Origin of the sequence: Pseudomonas sp. NIBRBAC000502773 (assembly GCF_006517195.1) — a bacterium.
In the GTDB taxonomy this organism is placed as follows: Bacteria; Pseudomonadota; Gammaproteobacteria; order Pseudomonadales; family Pseudomonadaceae; genus Aquipseudomonas; species Aquipseudomonas marginalis.
In genome coordinates, this window is record NZ_CP041189.1 from 2,758,912 (window position 1) to 2,782,666 (window position 23,755).

Here is a 23,755-nt window from a genome sequence, read left to right on the forward strand (position 1 = left end):
TCAGATGTTCTGCCGATCACCCTTAGGGTCGAAGAACACCGAAGACACAATCTCCGCCTCGATCACGCTGCCATCCGCCTGGGGCGAGAACACCCGCTCACCGATGCGCTTCAAGCCGCCCTTGACCACGCCCATGGCAAACGAATAGCCCAGGGAGTTGTGCGCGTAGCTGGAGGTGACGTGACCGACCATCTTCATCGGGATCGTCTGCTTCGGATCGAACACCAGTTGCGCGCCTTCCGGCAGCCACACGTTCGGGTCGATCGGCTTCAAGCCCACCAGTTGCTTGCGCTCTTCACGCACACAGTCTTCCCGGTTCATGCCGCGCCAGCCGATCCACGAGAACGGCTTGGTGCGACCGACACACCAGCCCATATTCAAGTCGTCCGGGGTCATCGAGCCGTCAGTGTCCTGGCCGACGATGATGAAGCCCTTCTCGGCCCGCAGTACGTGCATGGTCTCAGTGCCGTATGGGGTCAGGTTGTACTTCTTGCCGGCCGCGACAATCTGTTCCAGCACGCCCATGGCGTAGTCGGCCTGCACGTTGACTTCGTACGACAGCTCACCGGTAAACGAGATACGGAACACCCGCGCCGGAACACCGCCCACCAAACCTTCTTTCCAGGTCATGAACGGGAAGCCGTCCTTGTCCAGGTCGATGTCGGTGACTTCCGCCAGCAGCTTGCGGCTGTTGGGGCCGGACAGGGTCATGGTCGCCCAATGGTCGGTGACCGAGGTGAAGTACACCTTGAGGTCCGGCCATTCGGTCTGTTGGTAGATTTCCAGCCACTGCAGCACACGGGCGGCGCCGCCGGTGGTGGTGGTCATCAGGAAGTGGTTGTCGGCAAGGCAGGCGGTAACGCCGTCGTCGAAGACCATGCCGTCTTCCTTGCACATCAGGCCGTAGCGCGCCTTGCCCACGTCGAGCTTGGTCCAGGCGTTGGTGTAGATGCGGTTGAGGAACTCACGGGCATCCGGGCCCTGGATATCGATCTTGCCGAGGGTGGACGCATCCAGCAGGCCGACGCTGTCGCGCACGGCAAGGCATTCGCGTTTCACCGCGGCGTGCAGGTCTTCACCGTTGCGCGGGAAGTACCACGGGCGTTTCCATTGGCCGACGTCTTCAAACTCGGCGCCGTTTTTCACGTGCCAGGCTTGCAGGGCGGTGTAGCGCACCGGCTCGAAGATGTGCCCACAGTGCCGGCCCGCTACCGCGCCGAAGGTCACCGGCGTGTAGTTGGGGCGGAACATGGTGGTGCCCATCTGCGGGATGGTCACGTTCAGCGAGTGCGCGGCAATCGCCAGGCCGTTGACGTTACCGAGTTTGCCCTGGTCGGTGCCGAAGCCCAGCGCGGTGTAGCGCTTGACGTGTTCCACCGACTCGAAACCCTCGCGGGTGGCCAGTTCGATGGCAGCGGCGGTGACGTCGTTTTGCAGGTCGACAAATTGCTTCGGCGCCCGTGCAGTGGCTTTCTCGTGAGGCACCTGGAACAGCGCCAGGGTCGGCTCTTCCAGACGGCTCAAGGCTTTTGGCAGCGTACCTTCCACCGGGGCAAAACCGGCGTCGCTGGCGGCGCGCACGCCGCCTTCAAAACCATCGGCCAGGGAATCGCCAAGGCCGTAGACGCCGTTGATGCCACCGACGCACACGCGTTTCTGCGGGGCTTCACCCGGTACAAAGCCGAGGATGTCTTCGCGCCAGGTCGGCTTGCCGCCCAGGTGCGAGGCCAGGTGAACCACCGGGCTGTAGCCGCCGGAGCTGGCCACCAGGTCGCAGTCCAGCCATTCGCCGGGGCTGGTGACTTTATGCGCCTTGACGTCGATCGCGGCGATACGCGCAGCGGTCACGCGCTTGGTGCCACGGGCCTCGATCACGGCGCTGCCGGTGAGGATCCGAATTCCTTTGGCGCGGGCTTCTTCAACCAGTGCACCGCGTGGGTTGTGGCGCACATCGGCCACTGCCACCACTTGCAGGCCCGCGTCCAGCCAGTCCAATGCAACGCGGTAGGCGTGGTCGTTGTTGGTCGACAGCACCAGTTTCTTGCCCGGTGCCACGCCGTAGCGGCGCACGTAGGTGGAGACCGCACCGGCCAGCATGTTGCCCGGCACGTCGTTGTTGCCGTACACCAGCGGACGCTCGCACGCACCGGTGGCCAGGACCACGCGCTTGGCACGTACACGGTGGATGCGCTGGCGCACCACGCCAATCGGCGCACGGTCACCGAGGTGGTCGGTAAGGCGCTCGTGGATGGTCAGGAAGTTATGGTCGTGGTAGCCGTTGACCGTGGCGCGGGGCAGCAGCACCACGTCCGGCAGGGCTTTCAATTCGGCGATAACGCTGGCAACCCATTCGGTGGCCGGCTTGCCGTCGAGGCTTTCGCGGGAATCGAGCAGCGAACCACCGAACTCTTCCTGCTCATCGGCGATGATCACGCGCGCGCCGCTGCGGGCGGCGGCCAATGCGGCTGCCAGGCCGGCAGGGCCGGCGCCGACCACCAGCACGTCGCAATGACGGTTGAAGTTGTCGTAGGTGTCCGGATCGTTCTCGGTCGGCGAGCGCCCCAGGCCGGCGGCCTTGCGGATGTACTTCTCGTAGGTCATCCAGAACGATTGCGGGTACATGAAGGTTTTGTAGTAGAACCCCGGTGGCATCAGCTTGCCGCCGACCTTGCCGAGGATGCCCATCATGTCGTTGTTGACGCTCGGCCAGCCGTTGGTGCTGGTGGCGACCAGGCCCTGGTACAGCGCCTGTTGCGTGGCGCGCACGTTAGGAATTTGCGTGGCTTCGGTAGCGCCGATCTGCAGCACGGCGTTCGGCTCTTCGGCACCGGCGGCAAAGATGCCCCGTGGGCGCGAGTACTTGAAGCTGCGGCCGATAATGTCGACGCCGTTGGCCAGCAAAGCAGCGGCCAGGGTGTCGCCCTCGAAGCCTTTGTAGCTCTGGCCGTTGAAGCTGAAGGTCAGGACTTTGTTACGGTCGATCCGGCCACCGTTGGACAGGCGATTGATCTGGCTCATACCTTCTCTCCAGAGGCCTTGGCGGTGAACTGAGGCTTCTCACCGATCTTGTAGGTTTCAAGAATTTCGTAGGTCACGGTGTCGCGGGTCGCGTTGAAGTATTGGCGGCAACCGGCAGCGTGAATCCACAGTTCGTGGTGCAGGCCACGGGGGTTGTCGCGGAAGAACATGTAGTCGCCCCACTCTTCATCGGTGCAGGCATTCGGGTCCAGCGGGCGCGGGATGTGCGCTTGGCCGGACGCGTGGAATTCCTCTTCGGAGCGCAGTTCGCCACAGTGAGGACAGAAGATATGCAACATAGGGAATTTCTCCTGTTAGTGGGCGACGGCCGCAGCGCCGTGTTCGTCGATCAACGCACCGTTGTGGAAACGGTCGATGGAAAAAGGCGCCGCCAACGGGTGCATTTCACCCTTGGCCAGGCTGGCAGCAAACACGTTGCCTGAGCCTGGGGTGGCCTTGAAGCCACCGGTACCCCAACCGCAGTTGAAGAACATGTTCGGCACCGGGGTCTTGGAGATGATCGGGCACGCATCCGGCGTGGTGTCGACGATGCCGCCCCACTGACGGTTCATGCGCACCCGCGACAGCACCGGGAACATCTCGACGATGGCCTGGATGGTGTGTTCGATCACCGGGTACGAACCGCGCTGGCCGTAGCCGTTGTAGCCGTCGATACCGGCGCCGATCACCAGGTCGCCCTTGTCGGACTGGCTGATGTAACCGTGCACGGCGTTGGACATGATCACGCTGTCGATAATCGGCTTGATCGGCTCCGACACCAACGCTTGCAGCGGGTGGGATTCGATCGGCAGGCGGAAGCCCGCCAGCGAGGCCATGTGCCCGGAGTTACCGGCGGTCACCACGCCGACGCGCTTGGCGCCGATAAAGCCCTTGTTGGTTTCCACACCGATGCACACGCCGTTTTCCTTGCGGAAACCGATCACTTCGGTCTGCTGGATCAGGTCCACGCCGAGTGCGTCGGCGGCGCGGGCAAAGCCCCAGGCCACGGCATCGTGACGGGCCACGCCGCCGCGCCGTTGCACGGTGGCGCCGAGCACCGGGTAGCGGGTGTTTTTCGAGCAATCCAGGTACGGAATTTCGTCGGCTACTTGCTTGGCATTCAACAGCTCGCCATCCACGCCATTCAGGCGGTTGGCGCTGACGCGACGCTCGGAGTCACGGATGTCCTGCAGGGTGTGGCACAGGTTGTAGACGCCACGCTGGGAGAACATCACGTTGTAGTTCAGGTCCTGGGACAGGCCTTCCCACAGTTTCATCGCGTGTTCGTAAAGGTGCGCCGACTCGTCCCACAGGTAGTTGGAACGCACGATGGTGGTGTTGCGCGCGGTGTTACCGCCGCCCAGCCAGCCTTTCTCGACCACGGCCACGTTGGTGATGCCGTGCTCTTTCGCCAGGTAGTAGGCGGTCGCCAGACCATGCCCGCCGCCGCCGACGATAACCACGTCGTAGACCTTCTTGGGGGTCGGCGTGCGCCACATCTTCTGCCAGTTTTCGTGGTGGCTGAGGGAGTGCTTGAAGAGGCCGAAGCCCGAGTAGCGTTGCATAGTCATTACTCCAAAACCGCGCTCAGCGATAAACCGGGAAATCAGCGCACAGGGCAGACACGTGCTTGGCCACGTTGGCCTCGACGTCGGCGTCGCCGAGGTTGTCGAGGATGTCGCAGATCCAACCGGCCAGCTCGATGCACTGCGGCACCTTGAAACCACGCGTGGTCACCGCCGGGGTGCCGATGCGCAGGCCCGAGGTCACGAACGGCGACTGCGGGTCATTCGGCACGGCGTTCTTGTTGACGGTGATGTGGGCGCGACCGAGGGCGGCATCCGCCTCTTTGCCGGTGAGGCCCTGACGGATCAGGCTGACCAGGAACAGATGGTTATCGGTGCCGCCGGACACTACATCGTAGCCGCGTTTGATAAACACGCTGGCCATGGCCTGGGCATTGTCGATCACTTGCTGCTGGTACGCCTTGAAGCCAGGCTCCAGCGCTTCCTTGAAGCACACCGCCTTGCCGGCGATCACATGCATCAGCGGACCACCCTGGGCGCCGGGGAAGACGGCGGCGTTGAGTTTCTTTTCAATTTCTTCGTTGGCCTTGGCCAGGATCAGACCGCCACGGGGACCGCGCAGGGTTTTGTGGGTGGTGGTGGTGACCACATCGGCGTACGGCAGCGGGTTCGGGTACAGGCCGGCGGCGACCAGGCCGGCGACGTGGGCCATGTCGACGAACAGCAGCGCGCCTACTTTGTCAGCGATCTGACGGAAGCGTGGGAAATCCAGGGTCTTGGAGTAGGCGGAGAAACCGGCCACGACCATCTTCGGCTTGTGCTCCACGGCCAGACGCTCGACTTCGTCGTAGTCGATCAGGCCCGTGTCGGTATTGATGCCGTACTGCACCGCGTTGTACAGCTTGCCCGAGGACGACACCTTGGCGCCGTGGGTCAAGTGACCGCCGTGGGCCAGGCTCATGCCCAGGATGGTGTCGCCCGCATTGATCAGCGCCAGGTACACGGCGCTGTTGGCGGACGAACCGGAGTGTGGCTGTACGTTGGCGTAATCGGCGCCGAACAGCTGCTTGGCACGTTCGATGGCCAGGGCTTCAACCTTGTCCACATGCTCGCAGCCACCGTAGTAGCGCTTGCCCGGGTAGCCTTCGGCGTATTTATTGGTGAGGCCGCTGCCCTGGGCTTCCATCACACGCTTGCTGGTGTAGTTCTCCGACGCGATCAGCTCGATATGATCTTCCTGGCGCTGCTCCTCGGCGTTCATGGCCGCCAGCAGTGCGTCGTCATATCCCTGGATCTGGTCTTGTTTGCTGAACATCGCGTCTCTCCCAGCCTTTCGTATTGTTGAGGCCCGTGCAGGGCCCTTTGATGCGATGGTAGGGCTGGCGCAGACAGGCCAAATGCCTGCGCACGCCACGCAAAGGTGCGTTTACGACATTGCCGGAACAACACGAAACAAATGTGGGAGGGGGCTTGCTCCCGATAGCGGTGGGTCAGGCGATGATGTGGCGCAGGAGCAGCAGCAGGAGGAAGTGCATGGGATACAGGGCGTAGGCCCAGCGGCGCATTGCTGGCGGCGAGGTGCTATGGGCATGTCGCAATAAGACCAGGCCCGCCAATGGCGCAATCAGGCAGGTCGCCAACCCCAACAGCGCCACCGGCGTACCGCTATTGAGCAGGATCTGCCATTGGTTAGCGGCCACGCAGACACATCCTGGCAACACACTGAAATACCAAGGCCGGCGAAACACCAGCAACATCGCCAGTGGCAGCAACACACCAAAGAAACCGAACATTAAGTGCGACGAAAATACCGCCGCTATCGTGACGGCGATCAACGCCAATCCTCGATCAAAAAACGCCTTCTGCTGCCATCCTCGGGCAACCAGCAGCCCCAACGCCAGGGTGGGCAGCACGTTCAACGTATCGGCATCCTCGATAAACAGCCGATACGGCACTTCGCTGATCACGCTGAACAGCAGCAGCCAGCCCAGGTAGCGCCACTGGCCGGTCACCGGTGCGTTGCGGGCCCGGTGCAGGTTCGCCGCAATCGCCAGGCAAAACCACGGAAACGCCAGGCGCCCCGGCACATACAGGCCATCGAGGCTCAGACCGACATAACGCAGGTGGTCCAGCACCATGCTCAGCAGCGCCAGCCACTTGAGCAAATCCAAAGCGCCATCACGGACGCGTCCGACAGGCATCGTTTCAGAACCGTGCATAATTCCCCAGTGACTTTGCATTTACAGTGCGTGCGCAGCGTCAACAATCTTGGTTACAGTGCGCACCAACATCGAACACAGGAATGGGCCATGACCGACAAGAGCCAACAATTCGCCAGTGACAACTATTCGGGCATTTGCCCCGAAGCCTGGGCCGCCATGGAACAAGCCAACCAGGGTCATCAACGTGCCTACGGTGATGATGAATGGACCCACCGCGCCGCCGACGGTTTCCGCAACCTGTTCGAAACCGACTGCGAAGTGTTCTTCGCCTTCAACGGTACGGCCGCCAACTCCCTCGCACTGTCCTCCTTGTGCCAGAGCTACCATAGCGTGATTTGCTCGGAAACCGCCCACGTCGAAACCGACGAATGCGGCGCGCCGGAGTTTTTCTCCAACGGCTCCAAGCTGCTCACCGCCCGCACCGAAAACGGCAAGCTGACCCCGGAATCGATCCGCGAGATCGCCCTCAAGCGCCAGGACATCCACTACCCCAAACCCCGCGTAGTGACCCTGACCCAAGCCACCGAAGTCGGCAGCGTCTACACCCCGGAAGAAATCCGCGCCATCAGTGCTACCTGCAAGGAACTGGGGCTGAACCTGCACATGGACGGCGCACGCTTTTCCAACGCCTGTGCGTTCCTCGGCTGCTCACCCGCCGACCTGACCTGGAAAGCCGGAGTGGACGTGTTGTGCTTTGGCGGCACCAAGAACGGCATGGCCGTGGGTGAAGCCATCCTGTTCTTCAACCACAAACTGGCGGAAGACTTCGACTACCGCTGCAAACAGGCCGGCCAACTGGCCTCGAAAATGCGCTTCCTCTCCGCCCCTTGGGTGGGACTGCTGGAAAACGACGCCTGGCTCAAACATGCGCGCCACGCCAACCACTGCGCGCAATTGCTCAGTAGCCTGGTGGCGGATATTCCCGGTGTGGAGCTGATGTTCCCGGTGCAGGCCAACGGCGTGTTCCTGCAACTGTCGGAACCGGCGATTGCCGCGCTGACGGCCAAGGGCTGGCGCTTCTATACCTTCATCGGCAAAGGCGGGGCGCGGTTCATGTGCGCGTGGGATACCGACGAAGAGCGCGTACGAGAATTGGCGGCGGATATTCGGACAGTGATGGGCGCCTGACCGCAGCAGATGCTGGCGCAATGCCGAGTCTGTCAATTGATATTTCTGACAGCTGCGCACTGGCTTTTCATTGGCTAGCCTCTTGGAACCCGAAAGGAAAACGTCGCTGCAGAGACGCCCTTTCGGGCTAACTGCCTGCCGACCATTCGGCTGGAAACGGAAATCCAGAAGAGAGCCAAACCCATGGAATATCAAAGCAACGGCAACACCCTGCAAGGCGACGGCACCGTCAACACCACCGTGATTGATTGGGATGAGTTCAGGAAGTACGCAAAAGTCGGCGACACTATCCGAGAGCCATCGCGGACGCTGCGGATCTACGACAAAGTCTATGAACTGACAGCATCAGGCCAGCACTTTGTGGTCCACATCTACGCCCAGTAACCGCTAACCCCCACGTCGGAGATTCATGACCTCCGACGTCCCCTTGATCGTTCCCACGCTCGCGTGGGAACGAGCTGAGTGGATCAGAACTCGATGCGCACATCCCCCTTCGGCACGCTGCAGCACGACAGGATGTAACCCTCGGCTTCGTCTTCCTCGGTGATCCCGCCGTTGTGGTCCATCTCCACCTCACCGCCCAGCTTCATCACCTTGCACGTCCCGCAAATCCCCATGCCGCAGGCCTTTGGAATCAACAGCCCAAGCTTGGCCGCCGCCGCGTGGACGGTCTCGCCAGGGGCGACGCGAATGCTCTTGCCCGAGGCGATGAACTCCACCTGATGCAGATCCGCCAGATCGATTTCCGGGGCATCCGCCGCTTGCTCGGCCTGCTCCACCGCGTCGGCGCGGGCTTCCGGCGGCGTGGCGCCGAAGGATTCCTCGTGGTAGCGCGCCATGTCGAAACCGGCGACTTCCAACAGGCGTTTCACCGCATTCATGTAGGGCGTCGGGCCGCAGCAGAACACTTCGCGCTCAAGGAAATCGGGCACCATCAGTTCGAGCATCTTGTGGTTCAGGTAACCGCGATAACCCGCCCAAGGCTCGCCCAGGCCGTGCTTCTCACAGATCAGGTGCAGGCTGAAGTTGTCGATCCGCGACGCCATATGCTCCAGCTCGCGGTGGTAGATGATGTCCTTGGGCGAGCGGGCACTGTGGATAAACGTCATGTCGACGTTGGCGTTGGTGTCGTAGAACCAGCGGGCCATGGACATCACCGGCGTGATCCCCACGCCGCCACTGAGGTACAGCACTTTCGGGCTGGGGAAGTCGATGGCATTGAACAGCCCGACCGGCCCGTGCACCGCCAATTCCTGGCCTTCATGCAGGGTGTCGTGCAGCCAGTTGGACACCTTGCCGCCCGGCACACGCTTGATGGTCACCGAAAAGCTGTAGGGCACCGACGGCGAACTGGAAATGGTATACGAGCGCATGATCGGCTGGCCGTCGATTTCCAGCTCCAGGGTGACGAACTGCCCCGGCTTGAAAAAGAACAGGATCGGCTGGTCAGCCATAAAGCAGAAGGTGCGCACATCCCAGGTTTCCTGGATGACTTTGACGCAACGGACGATGTGCCGACCATTGGCCCAGGTCTGGGTGGTTACCGGATTCAGGAAATTATTGGACATGTTGTTCTCCACCGCCGACGTCGGCCTTATGGTGGCGATTCTGCGTAACGCGGGAACCGCCCATTTACCTATCTGCGACATTCACATACTTATCGCGACCAGCCCCCATACCACGGGGGTTGCGCGTCGGGAACAGAGTGGGCCATGTCGCTCATGGATAAGGTTCGGCGCATCAGCAGCCCCACACTCGCTCCCAACAACGACGTTTTCTTTACGCCTTGCTGCAAACCTGATCAGCCACTATTCGTCGGCCACACAGAATGGCCATGAGGACACACACGATGGACGTCACCGCAACCTTAAGCTTGGGCGATCCGCTGGAACCCGCACGCAAGGCCACCGCGCAAATGCTGCAAGAGCGCGAGCGCACCTTTTCGCTGCCGCAGCCGTTCTACTCTGATGAGCGGTTGTTTGATATCGACATGCAGGAGATCTTCCAGAAAGAGTGGTTGATCGCCGGCATGACCTGCGAGATCCCCAGCAAGGGCAACTACCTGACCCTGCAAGTGGGCAAGAACCCGATCATCGTGATCCGTGGCGCTGAAGGCGTGGTGCATGCGTTCCATAACGTGTGCCGCCACCGTGGCTCGCGCCTGTGCACCAGCGACAAGGGCAAGGTTGCCAAGCTGGTGTGCCACTACCACCAGTGGACCTACGAGCTGGACGGTCGCCTGCTGTTCGCCGGCACCGAGATGGGCGCCGATTTCGACATGAAGCAATACGGCCTCAAGCCGGTGAACGTGAAGACCGCCGGCGGCTACATCTTCATCAGCCTGGCCGAGAACCCGCCGGCCATCGATGACTTCCTGTCGACGCTGAACCACTACATGGAACCCTACGACATGGAAAACACCAAGGTGGCGGTGCAAACCACCTTGATGGAAAAAGCCAACTGGAAGCTGGTGCTGGAAAACAACCGCGAGTGCTACCACTGCAACGCGTCGCACCCCGAGCTGTTGAAAACCCTGCTGGAATGGGACGACGTCACCGACCCGCGCGCCGATCAGGCCTTTAAAGACCACGTGGCAGCCTCCGCCGCCGCTTGGGATGCCGAGAAGATCCCTTACGCCCACGCCAGCTTCGGCCTGCGCAACCGTATCGTGCGCATGCCGCTGCTCAAGGGCACCGTGTCGATGACCCTGGACGGCAAGCAGGGCTGCGCCAAGCTGATGGGCCGTATCAAGAACCCCGACCTCGGCTCGATGCGCATCCTGCACCTGCCGCACTCCTGGAACCACTGCATGGGCGACCACATCATCGTGTTTACGGTGTGGCCGATCAGCGCCCAGGAAACCATGGTGACCACCAAGTGGCTGGTGCACAAGGACGCCGTGGAAGGCGTGGACTACGACGTGGAGCGCATGCGCCAGGTGTGGGACGCCACCAACGACCAGGACCGTCGCCTGGCCGAAGAGAACCAGCGCGGGATCAACTCCACCGCCTACCAGCCTGGCCCGTACTCCAAGACCTATGAGTTCGGCGTGGTGAACTTCGTGGACTGGTACAGCGAGCGCATGTTGAACAACCTCGGCGCAGCGCCGGCGCCTTACCTAAAAGGCGTGGCTGCACACGAATAACCGATACCCACAGCGCAAAACTGTGGGAGGGGGCTTGCCCCCTCCCACACTTGAACCTCACACTGCTTAATATTTGATCGACTGTCTCGCAGACCACTGCCAGCCTGCCCTCCAGCCTTTACCCAACAACTTATCCACAAAGCCACCCACAGCAATTGTGGGCAACTGCGCTATCCAAGCAAAATTAATTGAAGAAAATCCGTGACTTATTCAAGTTGACGGTTCCAGCGACACATTGATCATTTATTGATCAAAACCCTACAAGCTACGTAGAACGTGACCTGTAGCGGTACGCAAACACCTTATCCACAGAACCGCCAACAGACTTTGGGGGCAACTTCGGCAGCGCTGTGGAAAACCGCTTCAAACCTTCATATACCAAGGGTTTCAGCTATATTCCTGGGGTTTAGCGGCAATTTGATCAATAAACAACCAGATGACGGAAAGCCTCTATTCATAAGGCCTGTAGCGGATAGCAAACATCTTATCCACAGAAGCGCCAACAGACTTTGGGGGCAAGTCCGAACACCGCTTCAACCTTATCCACACAAAAAAGCACCTAAAAACCGTGACTTAGCTTGGTTATTTTTCGTACAACGGCTTGCAGGCGTTGATTTACGGGGGTTGTGGAGACCCACGAACATCTTATCCACAGCTACGCTCACAGCGTTTGTGGGTAAACCCACAACCTGTACAAAAAACACCCAGCATCTACACTCATCCTTGCAGTCAATTCCATGGCCTGGGTTAACGCGGAAGTCCTTGGCAGCCTGATCGGGAGGAAGAACGGTGATGTGGCAGGGCAAGCCCAGCCATCACTGCGCCAAAGGTTTTACGCTGATTGAATTACTACTGACGCTGGCCCTGCTGGCCACGCTTGCGACAGTGGCTTATCCGCTGACAGCATTGATGGGTAAACGTGATCGAGAACTGGACCTGCAACGCTCGCTGCGGGAAATCCGGCGTGCGATTGATGCCTACAAAGACGCCAGTGACGATGGCCGCATTGAAAAGAGCATCACTGACAGCGGTTATCCCCCCTCCCTGCACGTATTGGTCGAGGGGGTAACGGACAAGACCAACCTTCAGGGCAACAAACTCTATTTCCTGCGACGCATTCCCCGCGATCCCGTGTGCGAGTGCCCTGAACGTGCGCCCGCAGAAACCTGGCAACTACGCAGCTACAAAAGCACTGCGGACAATCCACAAGAGGGAGAAGATGTATTCGACGTTTCATCCCGAAGCACCCGGGAGAGCTTGAATGGAACGTCATACAGCCAATGGTGATCGGGGTTTTACCCTGATTGAGTTGCTGGTGGTCATGGCGATCATCGCCACCCTCATGACCCTGGTCACCCCGCAGTACTTCCGCCAGCACACCAAGGCCCAGGAAACCGTGCTGCGCCACAACCTGTCTTCCATTCGCCAGGCCCTGGACCAATACCGCGAGGACCACGGCGCCAATCCCGAGTCCTTGCAAGCCCTGGTGGACCGTCGCTACCTGCGCGAGATCCCCATGGACCCGCTGACCGGCAGGCGTGACACCTGGCAACTGCAACCTTCGGACGAACAAGGCCTGGGCGATGTACGCAGCGGTGCCACGGGGACCGACACGAACGGGAACGCTTATGCCGACTGGTAAGCACACCCAGCAGGGCTCGGTGTTCATGGGCATGTTGGTGACAGTGGCGGTGGTGGCCGTGATGCTGATGGAAGTCGGCACCCTGTGGTCCAGCGTGCTGCAGCGCGAACGCGAGCTGGAACTGCTGGCGCGGGGCAATGAAATCCGCCGGGCGATCGGGTTGTACTACGCGGCCGGCAATACCTTTCCCATGTCACTCGAAGACCTGGTCCTCGACCGTCGCCAACCCACCACCAAGCGCTACCTGCGCCGGATCTACAGCGACCCGCTGACCGGCACCACCGATTGGGGCGTCGTGCCAGGGCCGGGCGAAACCATCATGGGTGTGTTCAGCCAGGCCAAGGGTACGCCGTTCAAGCAAAGCAACTTTTCTGTCGTTAACCAAAGTTTTACAGGGCAAGGCAGTTATCAAGGGTGGGTGTTTCTGTATGGCCTTGGGCAGAACAACCCTGCAACTCGCATCGCTCCCAAGGGAGATCAACTAAGCAAATGATGCCGATTGAATAAGCACACTGATCGTTCCAGCCGTTCGGAACTTATTTAGCTGAACTGAAGGCGGACTAAAACATGGATAACTTACAGCGATATATGGCATACCTCATCAGGTGGATGCTGACGGCACTATTATTGATTCCGGCAGTAGGATGGACACATGGAATGCTGGACTACCCCAATACTCGACAAGGCATATGCATATCGGCTGGTAATTACTCATGGCCGCCCGACGGTTCAGGTATAACACCTGGTGCGTGTAAAACAGCAGCGATGATTTGGTCTAATCCGGCTGATCGTCTGTACCCCCTCTCACACTGGCATGAGTTTGCCAATAACGTAGCCGGTCATAGAGACTTGGAAAAACTCAAAGCACATATCGCGGATGGAACGCTTTGCTCAGCAGGCGACCCAAAAAAAAGAGGCTTCGACTTGGCTCTTCCGGATTGGCAGAAAACCCCGGTGCATGTCGTCAATGGAAAAATGACGGTACGTATCGTGGGCTCACAGCCTCACGTACCCAGCTACGTCAGGGTGTTTCTTACCCGACCCGGTTACCGTGCTACAGCACAATTGAGATGGGGCGACCTCCAATTAATACATACAGAAGAACTCAGCAGCTATCGTACTGACTGGACAGCAAGTGTCGCGCCAAAACCCGCATTTGTACCGACCCCCATCGGTTTCTTCCAGTTCGATGTCCCCGTGCCCAACGGGCAGACCGGCGAAGCGATCCTTTATACCTACTGGCAGAGAGAAGATACCGGTAACGAAGGATTCGGCAATTGTGCTGACATCACATTTGGCGGCACCGTTATTCCAGCCCCTTGGACACCAAAGGGTCCATTCATCGCTTCCGATATAGCCCCCAAACCGGGTGAGACCGTCAGAGTGCGCGTATTCGGGAGCAGCAGAGGCTTCGTCGAAATCGTGGATGAGTCAGTAAAAATCACCGCTACCAACGAAGCACCGACACAGTGGGGGCTGGAACTGAAGAACCTCCTGGCCAAACACGGGCAGATTGTTCAAGTCGGTGTATTGACGGGAAACAGCGTGGTCTTTGATCCAAATAACATGGCAGTGAACCAATTTTATGTTGCCGATAAGGACCATGCCGTCCAGATGTCGGTGATAGGCGGCGGAACCGACCCTGGGGATCCCCCACCCGTCATCCAAATCACAGGCCCAACGTTATTGAAGTCGAAGCAAGCATTCACATTCATTGGTTCGGTATCGTCAGGAAACAGTAGACAATTTATCTATCATTGGGCAGTTCCTGGGATGAAAGAGCCTTATAACGAACTGACCGTCAGAGGGAATGCCTTAGACGCCATAGGGGAGCCAACACGCTCAATAGCACGCCTGAACGTGATCGACCCTGTAAATAATAAAAGTTACCAGAAGGAGTTTGAATTTACCGTTGAACCAGACGATGGTGGCGGGGAGTACCCGGCCTACAAAGAAGGCACTGCGTACAAGGCCGGCGACATCGTGACCAACAACGGCAAAAACTATAAATGCAAACCTCTGCCCTTCACCCCATGGTGTGCAGGCGCCGCCTGGGCGTATGCCCCCGGCACGGGCACAGCGTGGGACCAGGCCTGGGACGAAGTTCGATGACCCGCTCGAACGCATATTCAGTTATTGGATAAGCATAAGAGCCAAACGTTATAGGGCGCCTCACGGCGCCTTATATCGAGCAACGCTACAGTTGAAGATGTACTTGAATTGAAAAGGTTCTAACGCAGTCCTACCGGCGGTGCCCTCTTCACAGCGGGCCGGGAGAGTTATACACAACCGCCGTACCTTGGCACTCCCAACAGGGTATTTCCATGCGTATTCACTCATTTATCCACAGCCCCCAGCGTGCCTTCACCTTGCTGGAACTGCTGGTCGTCCTGCTGATCATCGCCCTGCTCGCCGGCTACGTCGGCCCGAAGATGTTCAACCGCCTGGAACTGGCCAAGGTACAAACCGCCCAGGGCCAGATGAAAGCCCTTGCCGATGCCTTGAACCAGTACCGCCTGGACAACGGCAACTACCCCGACGAAACCCTCGGCCTCGACGCCCTCACCACCCGGCCCGCCACCGCCAGCCATTGGCAGGGCCCCTATGTGAAGACGCTGCCGCCAGACCCTTGGGGCAACCCGTATCTCTACAAGAACCCCGGTACACCGCCCAACGATGCGGAGATCATCTGCCTGGGCCGTGACGGCAAGGCCGGCGGGGTGAATACCTACGCCGACATTGTGTACGGCCTGTGACATGCACACGCTGCGGCGGGTCTTGATACTGCTGTACCTCACGGGGACGGCACAGGCCAACTGCTGGCAACTGGCAGCCAGCCGCTACCACGTCGACCCGCTGTTGCTGTACGCCATCGCCAAGGTCGAATCCGGCCTCAACCCCAGCGCACGCAACCTCAACAGCGATGGCAGTCAGGATATCGGCCTGATGCAAATCAACAGCCGCCACTTGCCCGCACTGGCCCGGTTCGGCATCACCGAGCAGCACTTGATCACCCAGCCCTGCACCAGCGTCATGGTGGGTGCGTGGATTCTTGCCGGGTTTATCCGCGAGCAGGGTTATGGCTGGCAGGCTGTGGGCGCCTATAACGCCGGGGCCCAGCCGGACCGTGAGGCAAGGCGCTCACGCTACGCCGTGGCGGTGTGGCGTTACTACGCAGTGTTGTTGCAACAGCGCCAACAACGGGCGGGGCAAATGCCATGACCGACTTTGACGTGCGCATCATCCGTGACGGCCATGTGCAGACCCTGCGCCTGCAAGCCGTTGACGTCGCCCAGGCGCGCCAGCAACTGCAGGCCGACGGCGCCCAGGTCATCTCGCTGAAAGCCCGCCGCCCACTCAAATTGCCCAGCCGTCGCAGTACGTTCGCCCTGGGCCTGTTTATCCAGGAGCTGGTAGTCCTGCTCGATGCCGGCCTGGTGCTGGTGGAAGCCGTGGAGACCCTGCGCGACAAGGCGCCCGCCGGCATCAACCGGCAGGTCATGAGCGAGCTGCTCGCCTCGATGTATGAGGGCAACTCGCTGTCCCGGGCAATGCAGCTCAAACCGCAGACCTTCCCGCCGCTGTTGATTGCCACGGTGGCGTCCTCGGAACACAGCGGCCAATTGGCCGTGGCCCTGCGCCGCTACCATCATTTTGAAGCCCACCTGGCAACCGTGAAGAAGCGTGTCAGCGGCGCCCTGATGTACCCCTTGGTGGTACTCAGCGTGGGCGCATTGATCCTGCTGTTCCTGCTGTTCTTCGTGATCCCGCGCTTTGCCTCGGTGTTCGACGCCGTGGCCGACCTGCCGGCCACCGCACGCTTTATGGTGTGGTGGGGGGCACTGGTGGACGCGCGTGGAATGGAGTTGCTGCTTGGCCTGGTGCTGGCGATTGCCGCGCTGGTGCTGTTGTTGCGCAGCGCCGGGTTCAAGCGCCGCGTCGCCCAGCTGTTCTGGAAGATCCCCAGCCTGGGCGCCCAGCGCACGCTGTTTATCCTCGCGCGCTTTTATCGCACCGCCGGCATGTTGCTGATGGGCGGCATGCCGGTGGTCACTGCGGTGGAGCTGTCCGGTGCGTTGCTGCCCGTGGAAAGCCAGGCGGACCTGCGCCAGGCCATGACCGACATCCAGGCCGGCCAGCCACTGTCCACTGCCCTCGCCCGCCATCGATTGACCACCGCCGTCGCCGAACGCCTGCTACGCGTGGGTGAACAAAGCGGCGAGCTGGCGGCGATGTGCGAGCGCATCGCGCAGTTCCACGATGAAGCGCTGGAGCGTGCCATCGAGCTGTTCAGCAAGGTCTTCGAGCCCTTGTTGATGCTGGTAGTGGGCGGGCTGATCGGCCTGATCGTATTCATGTTGTACATGCCGATTTTCGAACTGGCAGGCGCCATCCAGGGGTAGTGCGATGAGCGAACAGACACGGCAATGGCAGGCCCTTGCAGAGCAACGCGGGCTGAGCTTGTCCAATTACCTGCTGGAGGTGCTGGAGAAGGCGCCCGACCAATTAAGCACGATCGCCCAGCCCCTGGGCCTGCTTGCCATCGCCCCGGAAAACCTCAGTGAACACTGGCGCTTCGACCTGCTGGCACTGCCCCAGGCGCTGATCCATAACGTGCTGCCGGTGGATAACCACGGCCAGCCGTGCCTGGTACTGGGAGACCCTTTCACCCTGGCCAGCCGGCACTGGCTGCAATCCTCGAAAACCTTGCGTCAACTGCCCCTGGCCATGAGCCTGCCCGGCGCGGTCAAGGCCCAGTTGAGCCTGGCCGAAGCCAGCCAACGGGTGATGCAACCGTTCGGTGAGGACGACGAGAATGCCCGCGTCGGCCAGGCCGCCCAGGAAATTTCCCTGAGCAGCATCGCCCGCGACGACAACCCGGTGGTGCGCCTGGTCAACTCCATGCTGTTCGATGCCCTGCAAAGCCGTGCCAGCGATGTCCATGTGGAAACCACCCCCCAGGGCCTGGTGATCAAGTACCGCATCGACGGCGTGTTGCAGCAGATGGGCCAGGCCAGCGGCATGGACATGGCCGAGCAGGCACTGTCGCGGATCAAGGTGTTGTCGGAGCTGGATATCGGCGAGCGGCGGGTACCCCAGGACGGGCGTTTCAAGATGAAAATCCAGGGTCGCGAAGTGGACTTTCGCGTGTCGATCATGCCCAGCATCCACGGTGAAGATGCGGTGCTGCGGATTCTCGACAAGTCCCAGCGCGGCGAGTCCCTTAGCCTGGAAACCCTGGGGTTGAACGCCGAGACCATCGCGCGCATCCGTGTATTGGCCGGCGAACCCTATGGCATGTTGCTGGTGACCGGCCCCACCGGCAGCGGCAAATCCACCACGCTGTATGCCGCCCTGTCGGAGACCAATACCGGCGAGAAAAAGATCATCACCATCGAAGACCCGGTGGAATACGAACTGCCCGGGGTCCTGCAAATCCCGGTGAACGACAAGAAGGGCCTGACCTTCGCCCGTGGCCTGCGCTCGATCCTGCGCCACGACCCGGACACCATCCTGGTGGGGGAAATACGCGACGGTGAAACGGCGGGCATTGCGGTGCAAGCGGCGTTGACCGGGCACCTGGTGCTGTCGTCGGTACACGCCAACAGCGCGTTCAGTGTGCTGGAGCGCTTTACCTACATGGACGTGGACCCGGCCAGCTTTGTCGAAGCCCTTAACGGCGTGGTCGCCCAGCGCCTGGTGCGGCGTATCTGCCCGGATTGCGGTACGGATGCCGATCCCGACCCCGACATCACCCACCTCGCCCAACTCACCGAGGCTCAACTCCAACAGGGTCACTACCGCGTGGGCAAAGGCTGCGAGGCCTGCCGTCACACCGGCTATCGCGGCCGACTCGCCCTGGCCGAAGTGCTGACACTGACCGACAGCATCAAGGAGGGCCTGCTCAACCGCAGTTCGGCCTCCACCCTGCGCGAACTGGCCCGTGAAGCCGGCCACGTGTTTATCCGCGACATCGCCCTGGCCCACGCCGCCCAGGGCGACACTACGCTCAAGGAGATCCACCGTGTCATTTCCCTTTATTGAGCATGTGGTGTGGCTGCACAGCGACGGCGCCGAATGGGCCGCACGACCGCGCTGGCGCGGTGCAGCAGTATGGCGTGCGCAACAGACTGGCGAACCATTGGCCGCCTGTGCCGAACTGCTGGAACAGGCGCCGCGCGGCCGCGTCGGGTTTCTGGACCGGGCCACGGTGCTGCTGGGCTTCCCCCATGTGCACTACCTGATGCTGGCGTGGCAAACCGGTTTGCACAGCCAGGCCGACTGGCAAGGCTTGGCCGAAGTGACCTTCAACCAACAGGCCGGCATCGACCCCGGACAGTGGCAAGTGCAAGTCGCCAACAGCACCTTTGGAGATGAACGCCTGGCGGTCGCGACGCCACGGAATTTGCTGCAAGACCTGCGGAAGTTGTTCAAGCAACAGCACCTGCCGCGGGTGACATGCACGCCATTGTTGACGGCCGTGGCCCAACGGTACTGGCAGCAATTACCTGACGATTGCGTGCTGGCGGTACCTGAGGCGCGAGGTCTAAGTTGCCTTTACCGGCAACGGGGTGTGGCTCAACAAGTCTGCGTGCTGCAAACCCCACCCGGCAGCCACTTGAGCGACAACCTGTTCACCGCCGACCTGCTGGCGCAACGGCACGCGGCGGCCACATGGGTCGTCGCCAATCACCCTACTGAACATTGGCTGGGGCCACTGCATCCCTGGCTCGGAGAGCCGCTGGCATGATCGCTCAGCTGAAATCACAGCTCGCCGGTGCCTGGCGACAGCGGCAGGCGCCGGGCGTCGACTTCCTGCACCCCAACGCCGTCTATCGGCCGCTGGTGAGTGTGTTGTGGCTGGTCGCCGCCGGGCTTGCCTTCATCACCTGGCAACACTGGCAGCGCATGGAGCATCAGCAACAACAGACCGACGCACTGGAGCAGCGCTTTATCGAATTGACACGCCGCCAGGAGCAATTGATCCAGGCCGCCATTCGCTTGTCACCCCAGCAGAAACAACAACTGGCCGCCTTTTCCCGACAGCAGGACACGCCCTTCGCGCTGATGGACGCCGTGGCCCGGGCCTGGTCCGCGGAAGTCGCGCTGACGCGCGTGGAGGTCGACACCCAGGCCCGACTGATTCACTTGGAGTTGGAAGCCAAGGTGCTGAGGGATGCCTTTCGCTTTGTCGAACGGCTCAAGGCCCAGCCAGGGGTGCACGCGAACCTGCAACAAAGCGCACGCAAGGCCAATGACCCGCAACACCCGGTGCAGGTCAAACTTGCGGTTGGTGCAGGGTAGTCGCCCATGGACACCCTGACCCGCCACCTCCCGCGTGTGCGCTGGCACTTGATGCAATGGCAACAGCGCCTGGGCTTTTGGGGGCTGCTGGCATTAGGGCTGATGGCGGCAACGTTGCTGATCGAAGTCACAGTGATTCATCCGGCAGGCATTGCCGACAGCCTGCGGCGCCAGGAACTGGAGGCCGGTATCGCCGAGCAGCCCCAGGATGTGCAGGTGACCGAACCGGCCGTGGTCGAACGCCTGCCCAGTGCACAGGACTTCGCCCCACGCCTGGAAAAGCTGCTGGACGTCCTCACCCGGCGCGGCTTTATCATCGAACAGACCACCCTGGCCTACTCCGCGCCCGGCGACACCGGGCTGCAACGGCTGGACGTGGACATTCCCCTCGTCGGCCCCTATGCCTTGCTGCGCGATGCCCTGGTCGACGTCGCCAATGAGCCGGCCGTACGCATCGAACGCCTGGCCCTGGAGCGCAAGGAAATCACCAGCGGCATGTTGAACATCAGCCTCAAGGTGAGTGTGCTGGGGGTGGTGGAATGACGCTGCCGCTGTATCTGCGCGTGCTGTTGCTGCTGACCTTGATCGGCTGCGGCTGGCTGTTCTGGCAGGACACTGCGGACAACCCCGCACCCTCGCCGGTGCCAGTGATCGCCCGCCCTGTACAGGTGCCCTCGGCACCGGTTGCCGCACCTGCACCGGCGGTGGCCGAAGCCATCGACCTGTTCCCCGCCCAGACCTGGACACCTGCACCGCCGCCCATACCGGTCGACACCTCAGCGCCCAAGCCACCGCCCCTGCCTTTCACCGTGAGCGCGCAATGGCGCTACGAGAACCAAGCGAAAATCGTCGTGCTCAGCGGCAATGGCAGCCAGTACACCCTGTGCAACCGTTGCTCGGTACCCGGGCGCATCGTGCCCGGCAGGATGCTCGACGCGCACTACCGGCTGGACAAACTCACCGACACCGCCGTGGTGCTGACCTACATGCCCCTCAAGCATGTCAGCACCTTGCGGCTGGACACTCACTGACCGGCGCAGGACACGATCATGGCCATACGCACGTGGATACCCTTGAGCCTCGCCGTGGCCCTGCTCAGCGCCTGTCAGACCCAGCGGGCGATCAAGGAGAGCGACGAGTTGCGCCAGAAGGGCGACATCATCCGTTCGGTCGAAGTGCTGCAAGCCGAAGCCAGACAGGCCCCCGACGATGTGCAACTGCGCACCGCCAACTTCAGCAAGCTGGAACTGCTGGTGGCCCAATACAGCCGCGAAGCCAGCACCGCGCTCATGCGTGGCGACGATGCCGCTGCCATCCGCGCCCTGGAAACCATCCTCAAATACGACCCCAGCAACCTCGGCGCACGCCAGGAAATCCAGAGCATCCAGGCGATGAAACAACTGCGCCCGCAACTGGCCCAGGCCTACGAAATGAAGCGTTCCAACCCGGTGGAAGCCCTCAACCTGGTGCGCCGGATCATCGCGCAAAAGCCCAACTACCGAGAGGCCCTGGACTTTCGCAATGCCCTGACCCGTGAACTGGTGAGCGCCGATTACCTCAGTGCCGACCTCTCCGAGGCCATGCGCAAACCCCTGAGCCTGGAGTTCAGCGCCCAAAGCCTGACCACGATTTTCGAGACCATTGCGCGCCTGTCGGGGGTCAACTTCGTCATCGACAAGGACGTCAATCCCAGTGCCTCGGCGAGCATGACCGCGAGCCGAACCACCGCCGAAGACGCGCTGAACCTGCTGCTGACCACCCAGGGGCTGGACAAGAAGGTCCTCAACGCCAACACCATCCTGGTTTACCCCCGCCGCCCGGACAAGGAACGGGAATACCGCGAATTGGCCGTGCGCACCTTCTACCTCAGCCATGGCGACCCCAAGGTCATCGCCGCCGAGATCAAACAGGTGCTCAAGCCCAAGGAGGTGCTGGTGGACGAACGCCTGAACGCGGTGATCGTGCGCGATGGACTGGACACCCTGAGCGCCGTGGAAAAACTGGTGGAAGCCATTGATATCGCACAATCGGAAGTGACCATCGACATCCAGGTGCTGGAGGTCAGCCTGACCGACGAGTTGAACCTGGGCATCCAGTACCCGGAGAGCATCGGCCTGTCCGTGGGCAACCTGGCCAGCGTGCCTGCCGGGCTGGCAGGCATCCCGCTCAGCGCATTGCGTGGGATCAATGGCGACAACATCCTGCTCGATTCGGGCAGTACCTCGGCGCGCATCAATATGCTGCAACGCAGCGGCAACACCGTGACCCTGGCCAACCCCAGGGTGCGGGTGCGCAACCGCGAAGAAGCCCAGGTGAACATCGGCGACAAGATCCCCGTGGTGACCACCACCACCGCCAACCAGATCACCACCTCGTCGGTGTCCTACCAGGACGTGGGGTTGCAGATCACGGTCAAGCCGAATATCAGCCTGAGCGATGAGGTGAACCTGGAGCTGAACGTGGAAATGAGCCATATCACCAAGCGTATTCCCGGCTCGGAAAACGTACCGGCCACCTTCGAACTCGGCTCACGGGCCACCAAGACCCTGCTGACCGCGCGCAACAATGAAACCCAGATCGTCTCGGGGCTGATCCGCACGGCGGACGTCGACGAGGGCTCGGGTTTGCCGTGGTTGAGCCAGATCCCGTGGATCGGCAAGAAGCTGTTCGGCACCAACCAGAATACCCAGCAGAAAACCGAGATCATCCTGCTGCTGACCCCGAGGATCGAGCGCAACCTGGACCTGCCGATTGCCCAGATCAGTACCTTCCACAGCGGCACCGAGGCGCGCAGTTCGACCCAGGGCATGATCCTGCGCGACACCACCGATAAAATGATCCTCAAGCCGATTGGCGGCGACCCCACGCCGGCGCTACCACCGCCGATGCAACAGCCGGATGCCACCTGGCAACCTCTGCCGCCACCGCTGCCGGACCTGGTGCCCAAGCCTGCGCCCGAACCTGCGCCCCAATGAAGATCCAATGTGGGAGGGTTAGCGCACGACGCCTTCTTCTATGAGCAACTTGAGGATTGCCTGGGCACCTTCCTCGGCGCTCACACCTTTGAGCACCTGCCCACCGCCACCACTGGCCTTGGCGGTGGCGGCTTTCATGCGGTCGGCGCCGCTCTTGGCCTTGATCACCTTGAGGCGCTTGGGCCGGGGCTTGGCCGGTTGCAGCACGGCGCCTGTGAATAACGCGTCCTGCTCGACTTCCACTTCGTGGGCCGCCAATTCACCGCGCTGTGCCGGGCCGTAGGCACTCTGCCGGGGCTTCGGCGCGGCGTTATCCACCGTGGCCAGGAATGGCAGGCGCACCTTCAAGCGCCGCCGTTGGCCGCGTGGCAAGGCTTGCAGCACATGGGCTACGCCGCCGTCGATAGACTCCACCTCGGCCAGCCCGACAATCAGCGGCCAGCCCAATTGCTCGGCCAACAGGAACGGCAACATGCCCGAGCCTTCACCGGTTTCGGCCTGGCTGCCGGCAAGCACCACCTGGGCACCGGCGTCGCGCAAGTACTCGCTGAGCACCGGCAACGCATCGCTGCCCTCCGGTTGTTCCAGCACGTGCAACTGTGGCAGGCCCATGCCCAGGTAGCTGCGCAGGGTCGGTTCGGCGATGTTGCCGGCGTGCAGCACCTGCAACTTATCCCCAGCCATCTGCAGACCCAGTTCGACCGCGCGCGCATCCTGTTCGGCGCGGCGTGGCCGGCCGGAGGTGGGGTGGGTGCCGATGGACACCAGGCTGATTACATTCGTGGTCATGGTCA

Annotated in this window: 23 protein-coding genes; 16 read left to right on the top strand and 7 right to left on the bottom strand. The window is 61.4% G+C overall.

Annotated features, from left to right (window positions below; translation table 11 throughout):
• The 5 genes from NIBR502773_RS12820 to NIBR502773_RS12840 form a co-directional block, all read right to left on the bottom strand.
• Entirely contained in the window at positions 1 to 3,018 is a 3,018-nt protein-coding gene (locus tag NIBR502773_RS12820) for a sarcosine oxidase subunit alpha (RefSeq protein ID WP_141156176.1), read from the bottom strand.
• Positions 3,015 to 3,317, bottom strand: a complete 303-nt coding sequence (locus NIBR502773_RS12825; RefSeq protein ID WP_027605979.1) for a sarcosine oxidase subunit delta — start codon at positions 3,315 to 3,317, stop codon at positions 3,015 to 3,017. The genes NIBR502773_RS12820 and NIBR502773_RS12825 overlap by 4 nt, the downstream gene beginning before the upstream one ends.
• 15 nt (positions 3,318 to 3,332) lie before the next feature.
• Positions 3,333 to 4,583, bottom strand: a complete 1,251-nt coding sequence (locus NIBR502773_RS12830) for a sarcosine oxidase subunit beta (RefSeq protein ID WP_010207084.1) — start codon at positions 4,581 to 4,583, stop codon at positions 3,333 to 3,335.
• Positions 4,584 to 4,605: 22 nt separating this feature from the next.
• The gene (glyA, locus tag NIBR502773_RS12835; RefSeq protein ID WP_034101149.1) at positions 4,606 to 5,859 is read right to left on the bottom strand and encodes a serine hydroxymethyltransferase; all 1,254 of its coding nucleotides are present in this window, start codon (positions 5,857 to 5,859) and stop codon (positions 4,606 to 4,608) included.
• A gap of 175 nt (positions 5,860 to 6,034) precedes the next feature.
• Positions 6,035 to 6,763, bottom strand: coding sequence for a TraX family protein (locus tag NIBR502773_RS12840; protein ID WP_141156177.1), 729 nt, complete (start codon positions 6,761 to 6,763; stop codon positions 6,035 to 6,037).
• Between the two features lie 90 nt (positions 6,764 to 6,853).
• Between NIBR502773_RS12840 and NIBR502773_RS12845 the strand changes: the two genes are divergently transcribed.
• Together NIBR502773_RS12845 and NIBR502773_RS12850 are read left to right on the top strand one after the other, a co-directional pair.
• Positions 6,854 to 7,894: a low specificity L-threonine aldolase gene (locus NIBR502773_RS12845; RefSeq protein ID WP_065938192.1), complete on the top strand. Its 1,041-nt coding sequence runs from the start codon at positions 6,854 to 6,856 to the stop codon at positions 7,892 to 7,894.
• Between the two features lie 183 nt (positions 7,895 to 8,077).
• Positions 8,078 to 8,278, top strand: coding sequence for a hypothetical protein (locus NIBR502773_RS12850; protein ID WP_115485636.1), 201 nt, complete (start codon positions 8,078 to 8,080; stop codon positions 8,276 to 8,278).
• Positions 8,279 to 8,361: 83 nt separating this feature from the next.
• Here NIBR502773_RS12850 and gbcB read toward each other — a convergent pair whose 3' ends face one another.
• Positions 8,362 to 9,462: a glycine-betaine demethylase subunit GbcB gene (gene gbcB, locus NIBR502773_RS12855; protein ID WP_027605983.1), complete on the bottom strand. Its 1,101-nt coding sequence runs from the start codon at positions 9,460 to 9,462 to the stop codon at positions 8,362 to 8,364.
• 281 nt (positions 9,463 to 9,743) lie between these two features.
• Here gbcB and gbcA point away from each other — a divergent pair, with 281 nt between their 5' ends.
• The 14 genes from gbcA to NIBR502773_RS12930 all read left to right on the top strand — a co-directional run bounded on the left by gbcA (position 9,744) and on the right by NIBR502773_RS12930 (position 22,961).
• Positions 9,744 to 11,039, top strand: a complete 1,296-nt coding sequence (gbcA, locus tag NIBR502773_RS12865; RefSeq protein ID WP_027605984.1) for a glycine-betaine demethylase subunit GbcA — start codon at positions 9,744 to 9,746, stop codon at positions 11,037 to 11,039.
• A gap of 792 nt (positions 11,040 to 11,831) precedes the next feature.
• Complete coding sequence (locus tag NIBR502773_RS12870; RefSeq protein ID WP_027605985.1) at positions 11,832 to 12,326, top strand: prepilin-type N-terminal cleavage/methylation domain-containing protein; 495 nt, start codon at positions 11,832 to 11,834, stop codon at positions 12,324 to 12,326.
• On the top strand, positions 12,301 to 12,681 hold the full coding sequence (locus tag NIBR502773_RS12875) for a type II secretion system protein (protein WP_027605986.1): 381 nt from the start codon (positions 12,301 to 12,303) through the stop codon (positions 12,679 to 12,681). The genes NIBR502773_RS12870 and NIBR502773_RS12875 overlap by 26 nt, the downstream gene beginning before the upstream one ends.
• On the top strand, positions 12,668 to 13,174 hold the full coding sequence (locus tag NIBR502773_RS12880; RefSeq protein ID WP_177414146.1) for a type II secretion system protein: 507 nt from the start codon (positions 12,668 to 12,670) through the stop codon (positions 13,172 to 13,174). Before NIBR502773_RS12875 ends, NIBR502773_RS12880 begins: the two co-directional genes overlap by 14 nt.
• A 74-nt stretch (positions 13,175 to 13,248) precedes the next feature.
• Complete coding sequence (locus NIBR502773_RS12885; protein WP_141156178.1) at positions 13,249 to 14,793, top strand: lytic polysaccharide monooxygenase; 1,545 nt, start codon at positions 13,249 to 13,251, stop codon at positions 14,791 to 14,793.
• A gap of 212 nt (positions 14,794 to 15,005) precedes the next feature.
• On the top strand, positions 15,006 to 15,437 hold the full coding sequence (gene gspG / locus NIBR502773_RS12890; protein WP_141156179.1) for a type II secretion system major pseudopilin GspG: 432 nt from the start codon (positions 15,006 to 15,008) through the stop codon (positions 15,435 to 15,437).
• Between the two features lies 1 nt (position 15,438).
• On the top strand, positions 15,439 to 15,903 hold the full coding sequence (locus NIBR502773_RS12895; protein ID WP_141156180.1) for a transglycosylase SLT domain-containing protein: 465 nt from the start codon (positions 15,439 to 15,441) through the stop codon (positions 15,901 to 15,903).
• Positions 15,900 to 17,084 (top strand): type II secretion system F family protein, encoded by a 1,185-nt coding sequence (locus NIBR502773_RS12900; protein ID WP_141156181.1) that lies wholly within the window; start codon positions 15,900 to 15,902, stop codon positions 17,082 to 17,084. Before NIBR502773_RS12895 ends, NIBR502773_RS12900 begins: the two co-directional genes overlap by 4 nt.
• A 4-nt stretch (positions 17,085 to 17,088) precedes the next feature.
• Entirely contained in the window at positions 17,089 to 18,726 is a 1,638-nt protein-coding gene (locus NIBR502773_RS12905; RefSeq protein WP_141156182.1) for a GspE/PulE family protein, read from the top strand.
• On the top strand, positions 18,707 to 19,432 hold the full coding sequence (locus NIBR502773_RS12910; protein WP_257228261.1) for a hypothetical protein: 726 nt from the start codon (positions 18,707 to 18,709) through the stop codon (positions 19,430 to 19,432). The genes NIBR502773_RS12905 and NIBR502773_RS12910 overlap by 20 nt, the downstream gene beginning before the upstream one ends.
• Positions 19,429 to 19,986 (top strand): hypothetical protein, encoded by a 558-nt coding sequence (locus NIBR502773_RS12915; RefSeq protein WP_168209000.1) that lies wholly within the window; start codon positions 19,429 to 19,431, stop codon positions 19,984 to 19,986. Before NIBR502773_RS12910 ends, NIBR502773_RS12915 begins: the two co-directional genes overlap by 4 nt.
• A 6-nt stretch (positions 19,987 to 19,992) precedes the next feature.
• Complete coding sequence (locus tag NIBR502773_RS12920) at positions 19,993 to 20,529, top strand: hypothetical protein (RefSeq protein ID WP_141156183.1); 537 nt, start codon at positions 19,993 to 19,995, stop codon at positions 20,527 to 20,529.
• Positions 20,526 to 21,017, top strand: a complete 492-nt coding sequence (locus tag NIBR502773_RS12925) for a hypothetical protein (protein WP_141156184.1) — start codon at positions 20,526 to 20,528, stop codon at positions 21,015 to 21,017. The genes NIBR502773_RS12920 and NIBR502773_RS12925 overlap by 4 nt, the downstream gene beginning before the upstream one ends.
• Before the next feature lie 18 nt (positions 21,018 to 21,035).
• Positions 21,036 to 22,961 (top strand): secretin N-terminal domain-containing protein, encoded by a 1,926-nt coding sequence (locus NIBR502773_RS12930; protein ID WP_141156185.1) that lies wholly within the window; start codon positions 21,036 to 21,038, stop codon positions 22,959 to 22,961.
• An 18-nt stretch (positions 22,962 to 22,979) separates the two neighbouring features.
• Here NIBR502773_RS12930 and NIBR502773_RS12935 read toward each other — a convergent pair whose 3' ends face one another.
• Positions 22,980 to 23,750, bottom strand: coding sequence for an electron transfer flavoprotein subunit beta (locus tag NIBR502773_RS12935; RefSeq protein ID WP_141156186.1), 771 nt, complete (start codon positions 23,748 to 23,750; stop codon positions 22,980 to 22,982).
• Positions 23,751 to 23,755 lie beyond the last annotated feature (5 nt).